Genomic DNA, 15,978 nt, shown 5'->3' with positions numbered 1-15,978 from the left:
GGGCGCGGCTGCGGCAGATTGTGGGGAGGCGGCGCCGCGGCTGGTGCTGGCCGATGGGGCGGGGCGTGCGGCGTTGGGCGAGGAGGCGCTGGCCGGGGTGAGGCTGGTGGAGCTGGAGGCGCAGTCGCCGGCGTGGGCCGGGCAGCCGTCATCGGATCCGGATGCGCGCGCGCTGGGCCTGGGTCCGCACCATCTGGCCTATGTGATCTACACGTCGGGCTCCACCGGCACGCCCAAGGGCGTCATGGTTGAACATCGTGGAGTGGCCAATTATCTTGCGTGGGCCTGTGAAGCTTACGCGCCACGATCATCCTCGATCGTTTCTTCTTCCCTGGCGTTCGATGCGACGATCAACAGCCTGTTTGCACCGCTGATCTGCGGTGGTCATGCACGGCTGGTACGGGAACGCGATGAGGTCGCGGGACTAAAGGTACAGGCCAGATCGGCATGCGGGCTGGTCAACGTTACCCCGAGCCATCTGGACGCGCTTGGACAACAGATGCTGGCGGGCCCGATGACCAGCCAGGTTGACCTGCTTGTTATCGGTGGTGAAGCGCTGTCGCATTCAACAGTCGAGTTGTGGCGCAGGGTTCAGCCTGGCGCCAGGATGGTGAATGAATACGGGCCGACCGAAACGGTTGTGGGTTGCACCTTTTACGAAATTCCGAGCGAATGCGCTGTATCGACGCACGTTCCGATCGGCCGTCCGATTGCGAACACGCGGGTGTATGTGCTGGACGGTCATGGCGAGCCGGTGCCGTTCGGGGCGGTGGGCGAGCTCTACATTGGCGGGGCGGGGGTCGCGCGGGGCTATCTGAACCGCCCCGAGCTGACAGCCGAGCGGTTCATCGCCAGTCCCTTTGTGGAGGGCGATCGGCTGTATCGCACGGGGGATCTGGCGCGGTACCTGCCGGATGGCAATCTGGAGTTTCTGGGGCGCATCGACGAGCAGGTCAAGATCCGGGGCTTTCGCATCGAGCCGGGCGAGGTGGCCGCGCACCTGTGCGCACATGCATGGGTGCGCGAGGCGGTGGTGGTGGCGCGCGAGGAGCGGGCCGGCGAGCCGCAGCTGGTGGCCTATGTGGTGGCCGCACAGGAGGCGCAGGAAGCGCAGCTTGCGGCGACGCTGCGCGCGCATCTGGCGGGGCAGCTGCCGGACTACATGGTGCCGGCGGCGTTCGTGCCGCTGGGGGCGCTGCCGCTGACGGTCAACGGCAAGCTGGACCGGCGGGCGCTGCCTGCGCCGCAGGACGATGCGTATGCGCGGCGGGGTTACGAGGCGCCGCGCGGGGAGCTCGAGACGGTGCTGGCGCAGCTGTGGGCGGAGCTGCTGGGTCTGGAGCGGGTCGGTCGGCATGACCACTTCTTCGAGCTGGGCGGCCATTCGCTGCTGGCCGTGCAACTGATGGAGCGGCTGCGGCAGCGCTCGCTGGGAGTAGAGGTGCGCGCGCTGTTCGCGCGGCCGGTGCTGGCCGATCTGGCGGCCAGCCTGGGCAGCCATCAGGAGGTCGCGGTCCCCGCCAACCTGATTACCGCGCACAGTACGGCGATCACCCCCGGGATGCTGCCGCTCATCGGGCTGAGCCGGGCGGAGATCGACCGGGTGGTGGCCACGGTGCCCGGGGACTGGCCAACATCCGGGACATCTATGCTCTCTCGCCGCTGCAGGAGGGCATCCTGTTCCATCACCTGCTGGCCAGCCGGGGCGATCCATACCTGCTGGTCTCGCAGATGGCATTTGCCGGTCGTGGCCAGCTGGAGCGCTATCTGGCGGCAGTGCAGCGGGTGGTGGACCGGCACGATATCCTGCGCACGTCGTTTGTGTGGGAGGGGCTGTCCGCTCCGGCGCAGGTGGTGTGGCGCCAGGCGCGGCTGGAGGTGGTGGAGGTTGAACTGGACGAGGCGGAGGGGCCGGCTCCCGAGCAGCTGCGGCGCCGGTTCGATCCGCGCGGGCAGCGCATCGATCTGGGGCGGGCGCCACTGATACGGTGTGTGACGGCCCGGGAGCCGGACAGCGGGCGCTGGCTGCTGCTGGAGCTGCAGCATCATCTGATCGGCGATCACACCACCTCAGAGGTAATGCATGCGGAGGTCCGGAGCGTGCTGGGAGGACGCGGGCACGAGCTGGCCGAGCCGCAGCCATTCCGTAACCTGATAGCGCAGGCGCGGCTGGGTGTGGGAGAGCAGGCGCATGAGCAGTTCTTCCGGGAGATGCTCTCGGAGATTGGCGGGCCGACGCTGCCGTTCGGGCTGGGCGAGGTGCGCGGCGAGGGCAGCGGGGTGGACGAGGCGCGGCGGCGGTTGCCGCAGGCGCTTAACGACCGGCTGCGGCAGCGAGGCGCGGCGGCTGGGGGTGAGCGTGGCCAGCCTGTGCCATCTGGCGTGGGCGCAGGTGGTGGCGCGCAGCAGCGGCCGCGAGCAGGTGGTGTTCGGCACGGTGCTGTTCGGGCGCATGCATGGTGGCACGGGCGCGGACCGGGCGATGGGCCTGTTCATGAACACGCTGCCGGTGCGGCTCGACGTGGATGGAACCGGGGTCGAGGAGAGTGTGCGTCGCACACACGCGCGGCTGGCGGAGCTGCTAACCCACGAGCATGCCCCGCTGGCGCTGGCGCAGCGCTGCAGCGGCGTTGCGGCGCCTGCGCCGCTGTTTGGCGCGCTGCTGAACTATCGCCACAATACGCTGGCGGCGCTCCCGGGCGTCGTGGGGGACGATGTCCTGGACGGCATGGAGTGGCTGGGTGCGCAGGAGCGCACCAACTATCCCCTGACCCTGTCGGTGGAGGACTGCGAAGAAGCACTGGGCCTGACGGCGGAAGCGGTCGAGCCGGTTTCTGCGGAGCGGGTGTGCGGTTACATGCAACATGCGCTGGAGCATCTGGCGGAGCTGCTGGAGCGCTCGCCGCACACGCCGGTGCGGGAGCTGGAGATCCTGCCGGGGCAGGAGCGCGGGTATCTGCTGGAGGAGCTGAACCGCACGGAGGCGGCGTATCCGTCGGAGCGGTGCATCCATGAGCTGTTCGAGGCGCAGGTGCGGCGGGCACCGGAGGCGGTGGCGCTGGTGCATGAGAACGAGAGACTGAGCTATGGCGAGCTCAATGCGCGGGCCAACCGGCTGGCGCACCATCTGATCGCACTCGGAGTCAGGCCGGATCAGCCGGTGGGGATCTGCGTGGAGCGCAGCGCGGCGATGGTGGTGGGGCTGCTGGCGATCCTGAAGGCGGGGGGCGCATATGTGCCGCTGGATGCGGCGTATCCGGGGGCGCGGCTGCGGCAGATTGTGGGGAGGCGGCGCCGCGGCTGGTGCTGGCCGATGGGGCGGGGCGTGCGGCGCTGGGCGAGGAGGCGCTCGCTGGCGTGGGGCTGGTGGAGCTGGAGGCGGGGTCACCGGCGTGGGCCGGGCAGCCGTCATCGGATCCGGATGCGCGCGCGCTGGGCCTGGGCCCGCACCATCTGGCCAATGTGATCTACACGTCGGGCTCCACCGGCACGCCCAAGGGCGTGATGGTTGAACATCGGGGGGTGGTCCGGCTGGTGGCAGGGAGCGATTTCGTCGCAATCTCCCCGCAGGACGTCTTTCTCAACGCCTCCTCGCCGACGTTCGACGCGACGACGTTCGAGGTTTGGGGCGCCTTGGCGAATGGCGCCAGGGTGATGCTCTATCCCGGACGTTATATCTCGACATCAACGTTGGGCCGGATCATCCGCGACCAGGGCGTCACCATTGCCTGGATGACCGCACGGTTATTTGATCTGTATGTAGGGGAGGGGCGAAATACCGGTTCGCTGCAGCAGCTGCTGGTCGGAGGCGAAGAGGTTTCAGCCGCTTCCATTAAGGCATGCAAGAGCCGGCATCCGACGCTGCGGATATCAAATGGCTACGGGCCAACCGAGAACACCACCTTCACCCTCTGCTATCCGGTACCTGCTGGTTTCGATGGCCGGCACCGCGTTCCGATCGGCCGTCCGATTGCGAACACGCGGGTGTATGTGCTGGACGGTCATGGCGAGCCGGTGCCGTTCGGGGCGGTGGGTGAGCTCTACATTGGCGGGGCGGGGGTCGCGCGGGGCTATCTGAACCGCCCCGAGCTGACAGCCGAGCGGTTCATCGCCAGTCCCTTTGTGGAGGGCGATCGGCTGTATCGCACGGGGGATCTGGCGCGGTACCTGCCGGATGGCAATCTGGAGTTTCTGGGGCGCATCGACGAGCAGGTCAAGATCCGGGGCTTTCGCATCGAGCCGGGCGAGGTGGCCGCGCACCTGTGCGCACATGCATGGGTGCGCGAGGCGGTGGTGGTGGCGCGCGAGGAGCGGGCCGGCGAGCCGCAGCTGGTGGCCTATGTGGTGGCCGCACAGGAGGCGCAGGAAGCGCAGCTTGCGGCGACGCTGCGCGCGCATCTGGCGGGGCAGCTGCCGGACTACATGGTGCCGGCGGCGTTCGTGCCGCTGGGGGCGCTGCCGCTGACGGTCAACGGCAAGCTGGACCGGCGGGCGCTGCCTGCGCCGCAGGACGATGCGTATGCGCGGCGGGGCTACGAGGCGCCGCGCGGGGAGCTCGAGACGGTGCTGGCGCAGCTGTGGGCGGAGCTGCTGGGTCTGGAGCGGGTCGGTCGGCATGACCACTTCTTCGAGCTGGGCGGCCATTCGCTGCTGGCCGTGCAACTGATGGAGCGGCTGCGGCAGCGCTCGCTGGGAGTAGAGGTGCGCGCGCTGTTCGCGCGGCCGGTGCTGGCCGATCTGGCGGCCAGCCTGGGCAGCCATCAGGAGGTCGCGGTCCCCGCCAACCTGATTACCGCGCACAGTACGGCGATCACCCCCGGGATGCTGCCGCTCATCGGGCTGAGCCAGGCGGAGATCGACCGGGTGGTGGCCACGGTGCCCGGGGGACTGGCCAACATCCAGGACATCTATGCTCTCTCGCCGCTGCAGGAGGGCATCCTGTTCCATCACCTGCTGGCCAGCCAGGGCGATCCATACCTGCTGGTCTCGCAGATGGCATTTGCCGGTCGTGGCCAGCTGGAGCGCTATCTGGCGGCAGTGCAGCGGGTGGTGGACCGGCACGATATCCTGCGCACGTCGTTTGTGTGGGAGGGGCTGTCCGCTCCGGCGCAGGTGGTGTGGCGCCAGGCGCGGCTGGAGGTGGTGGAGGTTGAACTGGACGAGGCGGAGGGGCCGGCTCCCGAGCAGCTGCGGCGCCGGTTCGATCCGCGCGGGCAGCGCATCGATCTGGGGCGGGCGCCACTGATACGGTGTGTGACGGCCCGGGAGCCGGACAGCGGGCGCTGGCTGCTGCTGGAGCTGCAGCATCATCTGATCGGCGATCACACCACCTCAGAGGTAATGCATGCGGAGGTCCGGAGCGTGCTGGGAGGACGCGGGCACGAGCTGGCCGAGCCGCAGCCATTCCGTAACCTGATAGCGCAGGCGCGGCTGGGTGTGGGAGAGCAGGCGCATGAGCAGTTCTTCCGGGAGATGCTCTCGGAGATTGACGGGCCGACGCTGCCGTTCGGGCTGGGCGAGGTGCGCGGCGAGGGCAGCGGGGTGGACGAGGCGCTGCGGCAGTTGCCGCAGGCGCTTAACGACCGGCTGCGGCAGCAGGCGCGGCGGCTGGGGGTGAGCGTGGCCAGCCTGTGCCATCTGGCGTGGGCGCAGGTGGTGGCGCGCAGCAGCGGCCGCGAGCAGGTGGTGTTCGGCACGGTGCTGTTCGGGCGCATGCATGGTGGCACGGGCGCGGACCGGGCGATGGGCCTGTTCATGAACACGCTGCCGGTGCGGCTCGACGTGGATGGAACCGGGGTCGAGGAGAGTGTGCGTCGCACACACGCGCGGCTGGCGGAGCTGCTAACCCACGAGCATGCCCCGCTGGCGCTGGCGCAGCGCTGCAGCGGCGTTGCGGCGCCTGCGCCGCTGTTTGGCGCGCTGCTGAACTATCGCCACAATACGCTGGCGGCGCTCCCGGGCGTCGTGGGGGACGATGTCCTGGACGGCATGGAGTGGCTGGGTGTGCAGGAGCGCACCAACTATCCCCTGACCCTGTCGGTGGAGGACTGGGAAGAAGCACTGGGCCTGACGGCGCAGGTGAGCGGGCCGGTTTCTGCGGAGCGGGTGTGCGGTTACATGCAACATGCGCTGGAGCATCTGGCGGAGCTGCTGGAGCGCTCGCCGCACACGCCGGTGCGGGAGCTGGAGATCCTGCCGGGGCAGGAGCGCGGGTATCTGCTGGAGGAGCTGAACCGCACGGAGGCGGCGTATCCGTCGGAGCGGTGCATCCATGAGCTGTTCGAGGCGCAGGTGCGGCGGGCACCGGAGGCGGTGGCGCTGGTGCATGAGAACGAGAGACTGAGCTATGGCGAGCTCAATGCGCGGGCCAACCGGCTGGCGCACCATCTGATCGCACTCGGAGTCAGGCCGGATCAGCCGGTGGGGATCTGCGTGGAGCGCAGCGCGGCGATGGTGGTGGGGCTGCTGGCGATCCTGAAGGCGGGGGCGCGTATGTGCCGCTGGATGCGGCGTATCCGGGGGCGCGGCTGCGGCAGATTGTGGGGGAGGCGGCGCCGCGGCTGGTGCTGGCCGATGGGGCGGGGCGTGCGGCGCTGGGCGAGGAGGCGCTCGCTGGCGTGGGGCTGGTGGAGCTGGAGGCGCAGTCGCCGGCGTGGGCCGGGCAGCCGTCATCGGATCCGGGTGCGCGCGCGCTGGGCCTGGGCCCGCACCATCTGGCCTATGTGATCTACACGTCGGGCTCCACCGGCACGCCCAAGGGCGTGATGGTCGAGCACCGGGGGCTGGTGAACTTTCTATTTGGGTTTTCAGAGATATCTTCAATTTCTGACCGCGATACTTTTTTGGCTTTGACCACCATCTCGTTCGATATTGCGGGGCTCGAACTGTTCCTGCCTTTGAGCACTGGGGCCGCAGTCGCCCTTGCAAGCAGTAAGGATGCAATCGACGCCATCGCCTTACGCCATTACATAGCACATCACAACATTTCTTTCATGCAGGCGACTCCGGCAATGTGGCGCCTGCTCTTAGATGGAGGCTGGCAAGGAACACCAGCGCTGAATGCGGTATGTGGCGGAGAAGCGTTACCTGCAACTCTGTCACTTCGCCTAAATGAAGCGGTGAACTCTGTAAAGAATTTCTACGGGCCAACCGAAACAACCATCTGGTCATCCTTTTTTCCTATTGACACGCCATTCGGCGTGCCACATCAAGGTGTACCGATCGGCCGTCCGATTGCGAACACGCGGGTGTATGTGCTGGACGGTCATGGCGAGCCGGTGCCGTTCGGGGCGGTGGGTGAGCTCTACATTGGCGGGGCGGGGGTTGCGCGTGGCTACCTGAAGCGTCCGGAACTGAGCGCGCAGCGGTTCATGGCCGATCCGTTCAGTGCGCAGCCGGGCGCGCGGATGTATCGCACGGGGGACCTGGCGCGGTACCTGCCGGATGGCAATCTGGAGTTTCTGGGGCGCATCGACGAGCAGGTCAAGATCCGGGGCTTTCGCATCGAGCCGGGCGAGGTGGCCGCGCACCTGTGCGCACATGCATGGGTGCGCGAGGCGGTGGTGGTGGCGCGCGAGGAGCGGGCCGGCGAGCCGCAACTGGTGGCTTATGTGGTGGCCGCACAGGAGGCGCAGGAAGCGCAGCTTGCGGCGACGCTGCGCGCGCATCTGGCGGGGCAGCTGCCGGACTACATGGTGCCGGCGGCGTTCGTGCCGCTGGGGGCGCTGCCGCTGACGGTCAACGGCAAGCTGGACCGGCGGGCGCTGCCTGCGCCGCAGGACGATGCGTATGCGCGGCGGGGCTACGAGGCGCCGCGCGGGGAGCTCGAGACGGTGCTGGCGCAGCTGTGGGCGGAGCTGCTGGGTCTGGAGCGGGTCGGTCGGCATGACCACTTCTTCGAGCTGGGCGGCCATTCGCTGCTGGCCGTGCGGCTGCTCAGCCGAGCACTGGATGGGGGAATGAAATTAAGCGCTATCGATCTATTCGAAGCCCCCGTCCTGAAGGATCTTGCCTCCAGGGTCGAGATGGACATGGATCCTCATGTGTCTGGAGTGTTGCCGGTCCGTTTGGCGGGAACTCAGCCTCCCGTTTTCTTTGTTCCGACAGGCTATGGAGATTTTTCGTATGTCTCCACTTTAGCAAAAGAAATGGAAGTGGATAGTCCCATCTACGCTCTACCATGGCCCTCCTTCAAAGATCGTTCACTGACTCTTGAGGAGATCGCAACGCATACACTCTTGACGATGAAGAAGATTCAGCAACGAGCTCCCTACCGGATTGCCGGATATTCGTCCGGTGCGATCCTCGCTTACGCGATTACTCAGCAGTTGCTGCGCTTCGATGAAACGGTATCTTTTCTGGGGCTTATCGATGCCCCGCTGCCAGCAAATTCTCCGAAAAGATCTGATGCCGAAATAATACTCGAAATGGTATTTGAACCTCTGGAGTCTTTGGACGATGAACGATTCGAACTGCTACAGCGCTGCGCTAGGAACAGTTCTGTTCCGCAACTACTCCAAAAGGCACAGGAAATTGGGGCGATAGTTGCAGAAGCGGATTTCTACGAAACCGTCGAAACGTATATCCATTTTCAGCACGCGTTACTGAACTATCAGGTTCCATCCCTGCAAGTCGAAATCCACCAGTTCTATGCATCGGAGCTTCCCGAGAATTTCCGGGCTGGGTGCACTCCGGATGCAACGGAGGCCAAGAAGATTGCACCCATGCATGGCTGGGACCGAGTTCTAAATCCCGAGGCCATTCACGCCATACCGATTCCCGGCGATCACGTGACAATGATGGCCGTGCCGGAAAACCGTCGGATTCTTGCACGTGCGCTTTCCTTATGCTTAAGCAGCACACCACACCCGCGAACAATAGGGCCCTGACGCTATGACAACGCGCTCGCACAATCTCGACAGTTACCTCCCGTCGACTTTCGAAGCCCTAACGCAAGGAGGGGACCCGCGGATCGAACTCGACACCGCCGCAATGATCAACAAATATGGGGGGCGACCGATACCAGATACAGGACTGTTAGCATTTGGCTCCGCCACGGCATCTACTATCTCCCTATCTGGCCACTCTGCTGCGCAACAACTACGCTCCCATCTCTTGAGTAGCTTACGGGAGAGAAATCCGGCGGACGTTTATTTGGAGGAGATATCGAGGCTGCGTAGTGAATTTATCGACCTGTGTGGCTTAGGAGAACTATCTGGGTTGGAGGCTATTGTATCCGCTTCCGGCACAGATGCTCACATGCTTATCGCAAGACTGGTGGCCGGGACCAGCTCTCGCACAACGTTGGCGATCATGGTTCAACCGGAAGAGACGGGGAGCGGTGTCGCGCGTGCTTTGGCGGGCGCCTTATATCATCGCTATCCCCCCGCGATGAACCATGAGAATGTGGGAGATTTCGGCGATGTCAATCACGTCGAGTCGATAGCAATTCGCTCAGAGGACGGCAGTCTCCGATCCATTGCTGAGGTTGATGACGAACTTGAAGCAACGGTATTGAGTGCTGTAAAGCAGTATGAGCGCATTTTGATCGTATTAACCGACGTCTCCAAGACCGGCGTGTTGGGCCCCAGTCCGGATCGTGTCCTCGAACTCAAGCGGCGCTGGCCAAACATCATCGAGACTGTCATCGATGCCTCTCAATTCAGGCTGGCATCGAGCACGTTAGTTAGTTACCTCCGTGCGGATAGTATTGTCATCATTACTGGATCAAAGTTTTTTAGCGGCCCTCCATTTTCCGCAATGTTGCTGGTTCCGGCAGACGCAGCATGCAGATTGATGAAGCGGCCGGTCGATCCGGCACTTCGCGTCAATAGCGCGCGCGCAGAGTGGCCGCCACATTGGAATGGCATCATGTCGCTTCACAATGCAAGCAACTTTGGATTGCTTTTGCGGTGGGAGGCTGCCCTCGCTGAACTGCGGGATTTTCACAGCATCCCCGCGGAAGGTATCAGAAAGGTCGTGGAGAACTTCTATAACGCTATTACATCATGGATGAGTAACTCGCAACAGCTTAGTCTCCTGGAACAACCCGCCTTGCAGCGCCGTCCAACGGAAAATCAGTCGACGTGGGATCAGATTCCAACGATTTTTCCTTTCATCTTGTTCGAGTTTAATAACCGAAGAAGGCCGCTGCGCGCGGAGGAGACCACCAAAATCTTCAATCGAATGAAAGCAGACCTTGGTGGGAGGGCGCGCGGAGTAAAACGGAAAATATTGTCCGCGCGTTGCGAATTGGGTCAACCCGTTTTATGTGGCGAGATCGATGGGGTTCCTGTTTCTGCGCTGCGGATGAGTCTTAGCGCGCGCTTAATTGTGGAGGCCGTTTGCGAGAAAGATAACAGCGCTGAATATCTAGTAGAACGTGCCATTTCTGTGTTGGAAAAGGTATCTCTTCTCGCTAAGAACAGGGTGCTTGTATCCTGACTTAAAACAATCTTGGTCGAGCGCCGGGCCTACTGGTGGGCGGCGATCGCAATAGTCGAGAGAGCGCGAGATTTGCATTGGCGTTGCTCGAATATGGTAATGATTTTCAAACTCGAACCAGTGGCACACTGACTCCGATTCAAGGCTGTCAGCCAACCTGCAGCGAGAAAATGGCACTGACATCATGAGCAAATAGAAACGATCACTTTGCAGTGCTAGCAGTGATGTGAAGCGGGTCGACCCGTGGGGAGCGCAACTCAATAGTACGGCGTGGATATCCATTCTCGGTCAGAGAATGAGGCCTCTGGACGCGTCTTTCATCAATGGGGGCATTTGATCCAACATGACCGGTTGTCGAGCCGCAGTTCTCCACTATCTCACGCCGCGCGTGCATTGCATATATCAACAGGGAATTGGATTGAGCTTGTGCTCAACGGGGAAGCGCTTGTGGTGTTAGAAGGAAATTTTGTTAAGGAATACAAAGTGGATAGGCATAAACACGGGGGGTACGACAGAAAGACCGGCCAGGGTTTCGGGGAGTTGCCCTTGGTCTCCTGCCAGTCGGTGGAAGCGGTTGAGCCAGCCGAAGCCGCGATCGACCGCCCAGCGGCGCGGCAACGGCACGAAGCCATTTTTCGCCTCAGTCCGCTTGATTATCTGAAGCTCGATCTCTTCGTCGAGTGCGGCCTGTGCAGGCTCTTCGCAGGTATATCCCTGATAGGCGAACGCTACCTTGACCGTCTGGCCTTTGGCGTGCTGAATCTGGCGCGCCAATTCTCCGAACAGAGCATGCTCCTGTTCGTTGGCCGGCATCACATGCGCGGCAAGCAACTGCTCGAAGATGTCGACCGCCATATCGACATTACTGCCGCACGGCGGAAAGTCATTGGGCAACAAACGCCACGGCATAGCCGCGCGCACGATCCAGCGCAGTGCATTGAACATCTCGCGCAATTCATTGCAGCGACGCGGCGTGTCTTTGTTCATCAACGTCAGATACGCAGTGGCGAAGTACCAATCTTCATCCGATATATCGGTTGGCTATGGCCTGTGTTCTTTTGTCCCGTCAGGATACAAAGCCCGGAACAAAGTGCCTAACGTTCTCTAGATCATTGATGACCCTATCCATTCGGGGGGCTGTAAGAAAGAATATGAGCGATGCAATTTAATGATTCCCGTCGGAGTTCGGAGATGAATTTGAAAATATTTTCTTTGCGAGAGAGGCCGGAACTTATTCCTCTTGTTTTTTCGAGCGAGTTAGATAACATGTGGCCGGACTTTATGCGCCATGATCGAACCGCAAAGCTCTATTTTGGCGCGGGAGTCTTCTCAAGATACTTAGACTTCGCGTATGCTGGGCTTGTCGACGAGGAGGTCGTTGGGCGCGCTTTCGGCGTTCCATTTGCCTCAAACATCGAGGGCCGCATGGAATTGCCGGACGGCGGGTGGGATGAGCTTATCCGCTGGGCTCACGAAGACAGTCTGCTAGGCCGTGAACCAACGACGATAAGCGCACTCGAAATTACCCTACTGCCAAAGGCGAGAGGTTTCGGTAATGCGCTGGCACTGCTGAATGCGTTGAAGCAATGTGGCAAAATGGCGGGATTCTCAAAACTTTCGGTCCCCGTTCGGCCAAGCCAGAAACACCATGTGCCCGGGATGCCGATGCTCGAGTATACCCGACTACAACGCCCCGACGGTTTGCCGATGGATTCTTGGTTGCGAACCCACCTCGGTGCTGGAGGAAGGCTCATGAAAATTGCCCCTTATTCCATGACCATCGTTGGAACGATTTCGGAATGGTCACGATGGACAGGGCAAATATTCGAACATTCCGGAACTGCTGAGGTCGATGGGGCATTGGTGCCGGTGCTCGTTTCAATGGAGCAAAATTGCATCGTTTATGTCGAGCCAAATGTTTGGTTTCAATACGACCTATGATTGATGAAGCTTAATTCTTTCATTTCACGAAGTGAGATACGTCGATATATAAATGATGGCGAAAAAGAAACCTTGGTTTGACATGCGGGCGTTTAAGTACGTACTAGTCTTTACTGTACGATACTGGCGCAAACAGCCTGTGAGAATTTCCGCGATCGCGACGCTCGCATTACTGGCCACCCTTGCCGAGGTGGTGACGCCATTCTTTTCTGGGCGACTGGTGGATGCGCTGACAGCTAGTGGCGGTGATATGGGCTTGAAGTCCGCTGCGTGGCACCATGCAGCAAGTACTTTTGGTTTGCTGATTGCATTGGGAGTTGGCACGACCTTGGCGAGACATTTCACGCTTCACAACATCATGGTGCTGACGTTGAACATGATAAGCGATGTCGCGTCGAACGCATTTTGCCGGGTGCAACGTCTCTCCACCGATTGGCATACGAATAGTTTCGCCGGTTCGACAGTACATAGGATCACGCGCGGTATGTGGGCGCTAGAACTGATGAACGACACGCTGCTTCTCGCGTTGCTGCCTTCGCTGCTGATGCTGGGTGGCGCGACGATACTGCTTGGTGTCCGCTGGCCGCTGATGGGTGTCTTGGTTGGCGCAGGCTCGCTGCTGTACATTGCGGTCGCAGTGTCGCTATCGCTCGGCTATGTAGCGCCCGCCGCGCACATCAGCAATCTGTGGGACACCCGCATGGGAGGTAGGCTTGCCGACGCGATAGCCTGTAACTCGCTCGTGAAAGCGTTTGGCGCGGAGAGCCGAGAAGAAGCTAGGTTTGCCCGCATAGTCAGCAAGTGGCGTAAGCATGCGGCTCGCATGTGGGCGCGCAGTACGACCAATGGTGGAGTCCAGAGCGGCATGCTCGTGTTGATGCAAACCGCGATGCTCAGTGCCGCACTATGGTTCCGCGTGCGCGATGAAGCAAGTGTCGGTGACATCGCGTTTGCGCTAACAATGTTCTATGTCTTGCAAGGTTATCTACGCGAAGTTGGGATGCACGTACGCAACCTGCAACGCTCTGTGAATGATATGCAGCAACTAGTTTTTCTTGAGCGAGAGAGATCTGGCATCGAGGACCGGCCAGGTGCGCGTCCTATCGAGATTCGACGAGGGGAGATTTGCTTCGAGCGAGTGACTTTCCAATACGACAAAGTCCGGGAGCCTTTGTACAAGGATTTCTCAGTAACCATTGCGCCCGGTGAGCGCGTTGGGCTGGTGGGCCGTTCAGGGGCGGGAAAGACTACGTTCATAAAACTAATCCAGCGGCTCTACGATCTCAGCGATGGTCGCATAAGGATTGACGGGCAAGACATTTCCCAAGTTGAGCAGACTTCGCTGCGACGGCAAATCGCTATCGTGCAACAAGAGCCGTTGTTGTTTCACCGTTCGCTCGCGGAGAACATCGCATATGGTAAGCCGGACGCGACGCAGGCCGAGATCGAGCAAGCTTCCGCGCTAGCGAACGCGCACGAGTTCATTGCCGCGTTACCGAACGGATATGCCACGCTGGTGGGCGATCGCGGCGTGAAGCTTTCGGGCGGTGAACGTCAGCGAGTGGCTATCGCTCGTGCTTTCTTGGCAGACGCGCCAATCCTTATTCTCGATGAAGCGACCTCGAACCTTGACGGCGAAAGTGAAGTGCTGATTCAGCAGGCGATGGAGCGGTTGATGGTTGGGCGTACGACACTCGTGGCTGCGCACCGCCTGTCCACGGTTCGTGCGCTCGATCGGCTGCTGGTGTTTGATCACGGCCGCCTCGTCGAGGAAGGAAGCCACGACCGGCTCGTTCAGCTCGATGATAGTACTTACCGTCGGTTGTTTGATCAGCAGGGATTCGGGTTAGCTCGCGAGATTTGACGACGTTGTGTGCTGCCGTTGCTGACGAGCGGATCAAACGGCGACAAGTCGGAAGCGTTTCGCGGCGCCACCCGACTGTCGTATAGTTCGTTTGGTTCCCCTCCGGTTTGCCTGTGAGGTTCTCAATGATCTTCCTTTAGGGCCGATTGATTGAGATGAGAGATCAGGTCAAGCTAATGCCGGCGAAGCTCGTCCAGCCATGCAATATCGGCAACAAGAATCCCGCTGACGCTCGCGCGATCTGGATGGCCTTGGTCTGGACTGCGATAACGATTGCGCGTTCATGAACCCGGCCGTCTTTGATTTCTTCAAGGCAACGGGTATCGAGATGGTGCGCTGGCGTGGCTGCAAGAAAAACGATCAGGCGCGGGTCGCGCAAAAGAATGGCGCCGTCTGTACGTCATCTGGTGGGGGACGGCAGGCTACAAGGTCTCGAAGCCACAGAAAACTCTTGCCTCGCTTTATCAAGTGTCGCGGCTGTATATCAACTTCTTCCAACCGTCATTCAAACTGAAATCAAAGACAGGTCACGGCGCCAAGGTGACAAAGCGCTATGAGGCGAGTTTGACGCCGCCCGAAAAGGACGTACACCCCAGGATCGAGAGCGTGCGCGGCATGGCTGAGTTTGATGATGGCGCACTATGCGGCCATGCTGGTCCCGATCGCATTGCCTCTGGGTCGGGACGCTGGTGGCGCATACCTTTTTTTCGCGTCCGGGCAGCGATCGCGGTGAGGCCATGACAAAGGGAGATACCTTCAGCTTCTATCAGCGTATCTGTGTGGCGCGCGGCCTCCATCACGGCCAAAGCTGGACGTGTGTTCTGGTGCTGTACGGTATCGTCACGCTGTTTCCGTCGCCGATCGCGGCGCTGCTCGAATGGAAGGTTAGCGCGACCACCGTCATATCCGTCATGCCTCTATTGCTAGCGGTATTCGCAATTGACATCACGGATACGGTGGACTTCTCGGTCTATTCCGTGTCGGGAGCGTTGCTGGGCTTCACGATTCTCTTCGCACACACCTATGCGTCCGGGTTGCGCGCGTCTGGACCCGAGCGGACGGGCGATCGGGGGCACAGCGGCAATGCTGATGGTGGGGCGGCGTTCGAGTTGATTCTGTTCAATTCATGCGTCGAACCAAGCGTCGTTCGCCGGCCGTTCGCGACCTGATTCTTCCGCCGTGCCGATTGTGCTCGACGGTGACGACAATTTTCAGCCCAAACGTGGCGGATTTGCTAAAGTTGGTTGTAGAGTCGTTGACTTTGGTGGCGTCCGACCTTCATCGCGGTCAGTTTGCGGACGACCACCGGGTCAGCACCGTCGTGTTCGCGCGCGGCAGCAGCGCGAGCGCCGTGCGGCCGGCGCGCTGCGTGCGCCCGGCGTTGTCGAGCAGCACGAACGGTAGCTCGCGCAGTTGCCACTCCCGCGAGGGCACCGCCGGATCACGCGGCGGCAACAGGACGATCGGCGTGCTCAAAGGCCACTCTCTCTGTGGATTGCGTTATTCAGAGTTGGTCTTGTACCCGCACGATACGCGTAGTGTGAGTCAGCGGATCGCGATAGACGAGGGTCGTGCGATCCACTTCGGCGCGCTCATGCTGCACACTGCCGTGGACTAAAAAGTCCAGCCTGAACAAACCGTAGAGCCTTAAGCGTTGGGGGTTTCCGGTGGAAATCGTGTTGTTGGAATTGCAGAGACCTGGCATATTGCTGGGTATAGCCTGCAAATTC

7 protein-coding genes and 7 pseudogenes are annotated in these 15,978 nt (G+C 61.6%); 10 read left to right on the top strand and 4 right to left on the bottom strand.

The window, feature by feature from the left end:
- Positions 1 to 43: 43 nt before the first annotated feature.
- Positions 44 to 1,426 (top strand): annotated as a pseudogene (locus G5S42_RS43945) (non-ribosomal peptide synthetase); the annotation flags it as partial.
- Between the two features lie 200 nt (positions 1,427 to 1,626).
- Positions 1,627 to 2,088, top strand: a pseudogene (locus G5S42_RS44935) (condensation domain-containing protein); the annotation flags it as partial.
- On the opposite strand, the gene G5S42_RS45350 reads toward G5S42_RS44935, so the two are convergent.
- Positions 2,071 to 2,193 carry a hypothetical protein gene (locus G5S42_RS45350; protein WP_281375208.1) on the bottom strand — a complete coding sequence of 41 codons (123 nt, stop codon included), beginning with the start codon at positions 2,191 to 2,193 and terminating at the stop codon, positions 2,071 to 2,073. The pseudogene G5S42_RS44935 and the gene G5S42_RS45350 sit on opposite strands and share 18 nt — an antisense overlap.
- Between G5S42_RS45350 and G5S42_RS43940 the strand changes: the two are divergent.
- The 4 genes and pseudogenes from G5S42_RS43940 to G5S42_RS41735 all read left to right on the top strand — a co-directional run.
- Positions 2,192 to 2,893 (top strand): annotated as a pseudogene (locus tag G5S42_RS43940) (condensation domain-containing protein); the annotation flags it as partial. The gene G5S42_RS45350 and the pseudogene G5S42_RS43940 sit on opposite strands and share 2 nt — an antisense overlap.
- Positions 2,894 to 3,079: 186 nt before the next feature.
- Positions 3,080 to 8,024, top strand: a pseudogene (locus G5S42_RS44930) (amino acid adenylation domain-containing protein); the annotation flags it as partial.
- Positions 8,025 to 8,888: a thioesterase domain-containing protein gene (locus G5S42_RS45980; RefSeq protein ID WP_376777311.1), complete on the top strand. Its 864-nt coding sequence runs from the start codon at positions 8,025 to 8,027 to the stop codon at positions 8,886 to 8,888.
- 103 nt (positions 8,889 to 8,991) lie between these two features.
- Positions 8,992 to 10,443: a hypothetical protein gene (locus G5S42_RS41735; protein ID WP_217710348.1), complete on the top strand. Its 1,452-nt coding sequence runs from the start codon at positions 8,992 to 8,994 to the stop codon at positions 10,441 to 10,443.
- A gap of 453 nt (positions 10,444 to 10,896) precedes the next feature.
- Here the strand turns inward: G5S42_RS41735 and G5S42_RS41730 are convergent, their stop codons facing one another.
- Complete coding sequence (locus G5S42_RS41730; RefSeq protein WP_176112523.1) at positions 10,897 to 11,475, bottom strand: transposase; 579 nt, start codon at positions 11,473 to 11,475, stop codon at positions 10,897 to 10,899.
- Between the two features lie 159 nt (positions 11,476 to 11,634).
- On the opposite strand from G5S42_RS41730, the gene G5S42_RS41725 reads away from it, so the two are divergent.
- The 4 genes and pseudogenes from G5S42_RS41725 (at position 11,635) to G5S42_RS41710 (ending at position 15,417) form a co-directional block, all read left to right on the top strand.
- Complete coding sequence (locus tag G5S42_RS41725; RefSeq protein WP_217710347.1) at positions 11,635 to 12,384, top strand: hypothetical protein; 750 nt, start codon at positions 11,635 to 11,637, stop codon at positions 12,382 to 12,384.
- Positions 12,385 to 12,439: 55 nt separating this feature from the next.
- The gene (locus G5S42_RS41720; RefSeq protein ID WP_246392603.1) at positions 12,440 to 14,248 is read left to right on the top strand and encodes an ABC transporter ATP-binding protein; all 1,809 of its coding nucleotides are present in this window, start codon (positions 12,440 to 12,442) and stop codon (positions 14,246 to 14,248) included.
- Between the two features lie 143 nt (positions 14,249 to 14,391).
- Positions 14,392 to 14,499 (top strand): annotated as a pseudogene (locus G5S42_RS45975) (IS110 family transposase); the annotation flags it as partial.
- A 486-nt stretch (positions 14,500 to 14,985) separates the two neighbouring features.
- Entirely contained in the window at positions 14,986 to 15,417 is a 432-nt protein-coding gene (locus G5S42_RS41710) for a GIY-YIG nuclease family protein (protein ID WP_176112393.1), read from the top strand.
- Positions 15,418 to 15,559: 142 nt separating this feature from the next.
- On the opposite strand, the pseudogene G5S42_RS41705 reads toward G5S42_RS41710, so the two are convergent.
- Both G5S42_RS41705 and G5S42_RS44920 read right to left on the bottom strand, forming a co-directional pair.
- Positions 15,560 to 15,724, bottom strand: a pseudogene (locus G5S42_RS41705) (type II secretion system protein GspL); the annotation flags it as partial.
- A 28-nt stretch (positions 15,725 to 15,752) separates the two neighbouring features.
- Positions 15,753 to 15,869, bottom strand: a pseudogene (locus G5S42_RS44920) (type II secretion system minor pseudopilin GspK); the annotation flags it as partial.
- Positions 15,870 to 15,978: the final 109 nt, after the last annotated feature.

The sequence above is a fragment of the Paraburkholderia youngii genome, from assembly GCF_013366925.1.
In the GTDB taxonomy this organism is placed as follows: Bacteria; Pseudomonadota; Gammaproteobacteria; order Burkholderiales; family Burkholderiaceae; genus Paraburkholderia; species Paraburkholderia youngii.
Note: the sequence above shows the minus strand (reverse complement) of the source record. Positions and strands in the feature narration are given on the sequence as shown.

What these genes read in the sequence shown, in the direction of transcription:
- G5S42_RS41720 (WP_246392603.1), top strand. Translation starts at nt 12,440, where the DNA reads ATGGCGAAAAAGAAACCTTGGTTTGACATGCGGGCGTTTAAGTACGTA.
- G5S42_RS45980 (WP_376777311.1), top strand. Translation starts at nt 8,025, where the DNA reads ATGGACATGGATCCTCATGTGTCTGGAGTGTTGCCGGTCCGTTTGGCG.
- G5S42_RS41725 (WP_217710347.1), top strand. Translation starts at nt 11,635, where the DNA reads ATGAATTTGAAAATATTTTCTTTGCGAGAGAGGCCGGAACTTATTCCT.
- G5S42_RS41710 (WP_176112393.1), top strand. Translation starts at nt 14,986, where the DNA reads ATGACAAAGGGAGATACCTTCAGCTTCTATCAGCGTATCTGTGTGGCG.
- G5S42_RS45350 (WP_281375208.1), bottom strand. Translation starts at nt 2,193, where the DNA reads ATGCGCCTGCTCTCCCACACCCAGCCGCGCCTGCGCTATCAGGTTACG.
- G5S42_RS41735 (WP_217710348.1), top strand. Translation starts at nt 8,992, where the DNA reads ATGATCAACAAATATGGGGGGCGACCGATACCAGATACAGGACTGTTA.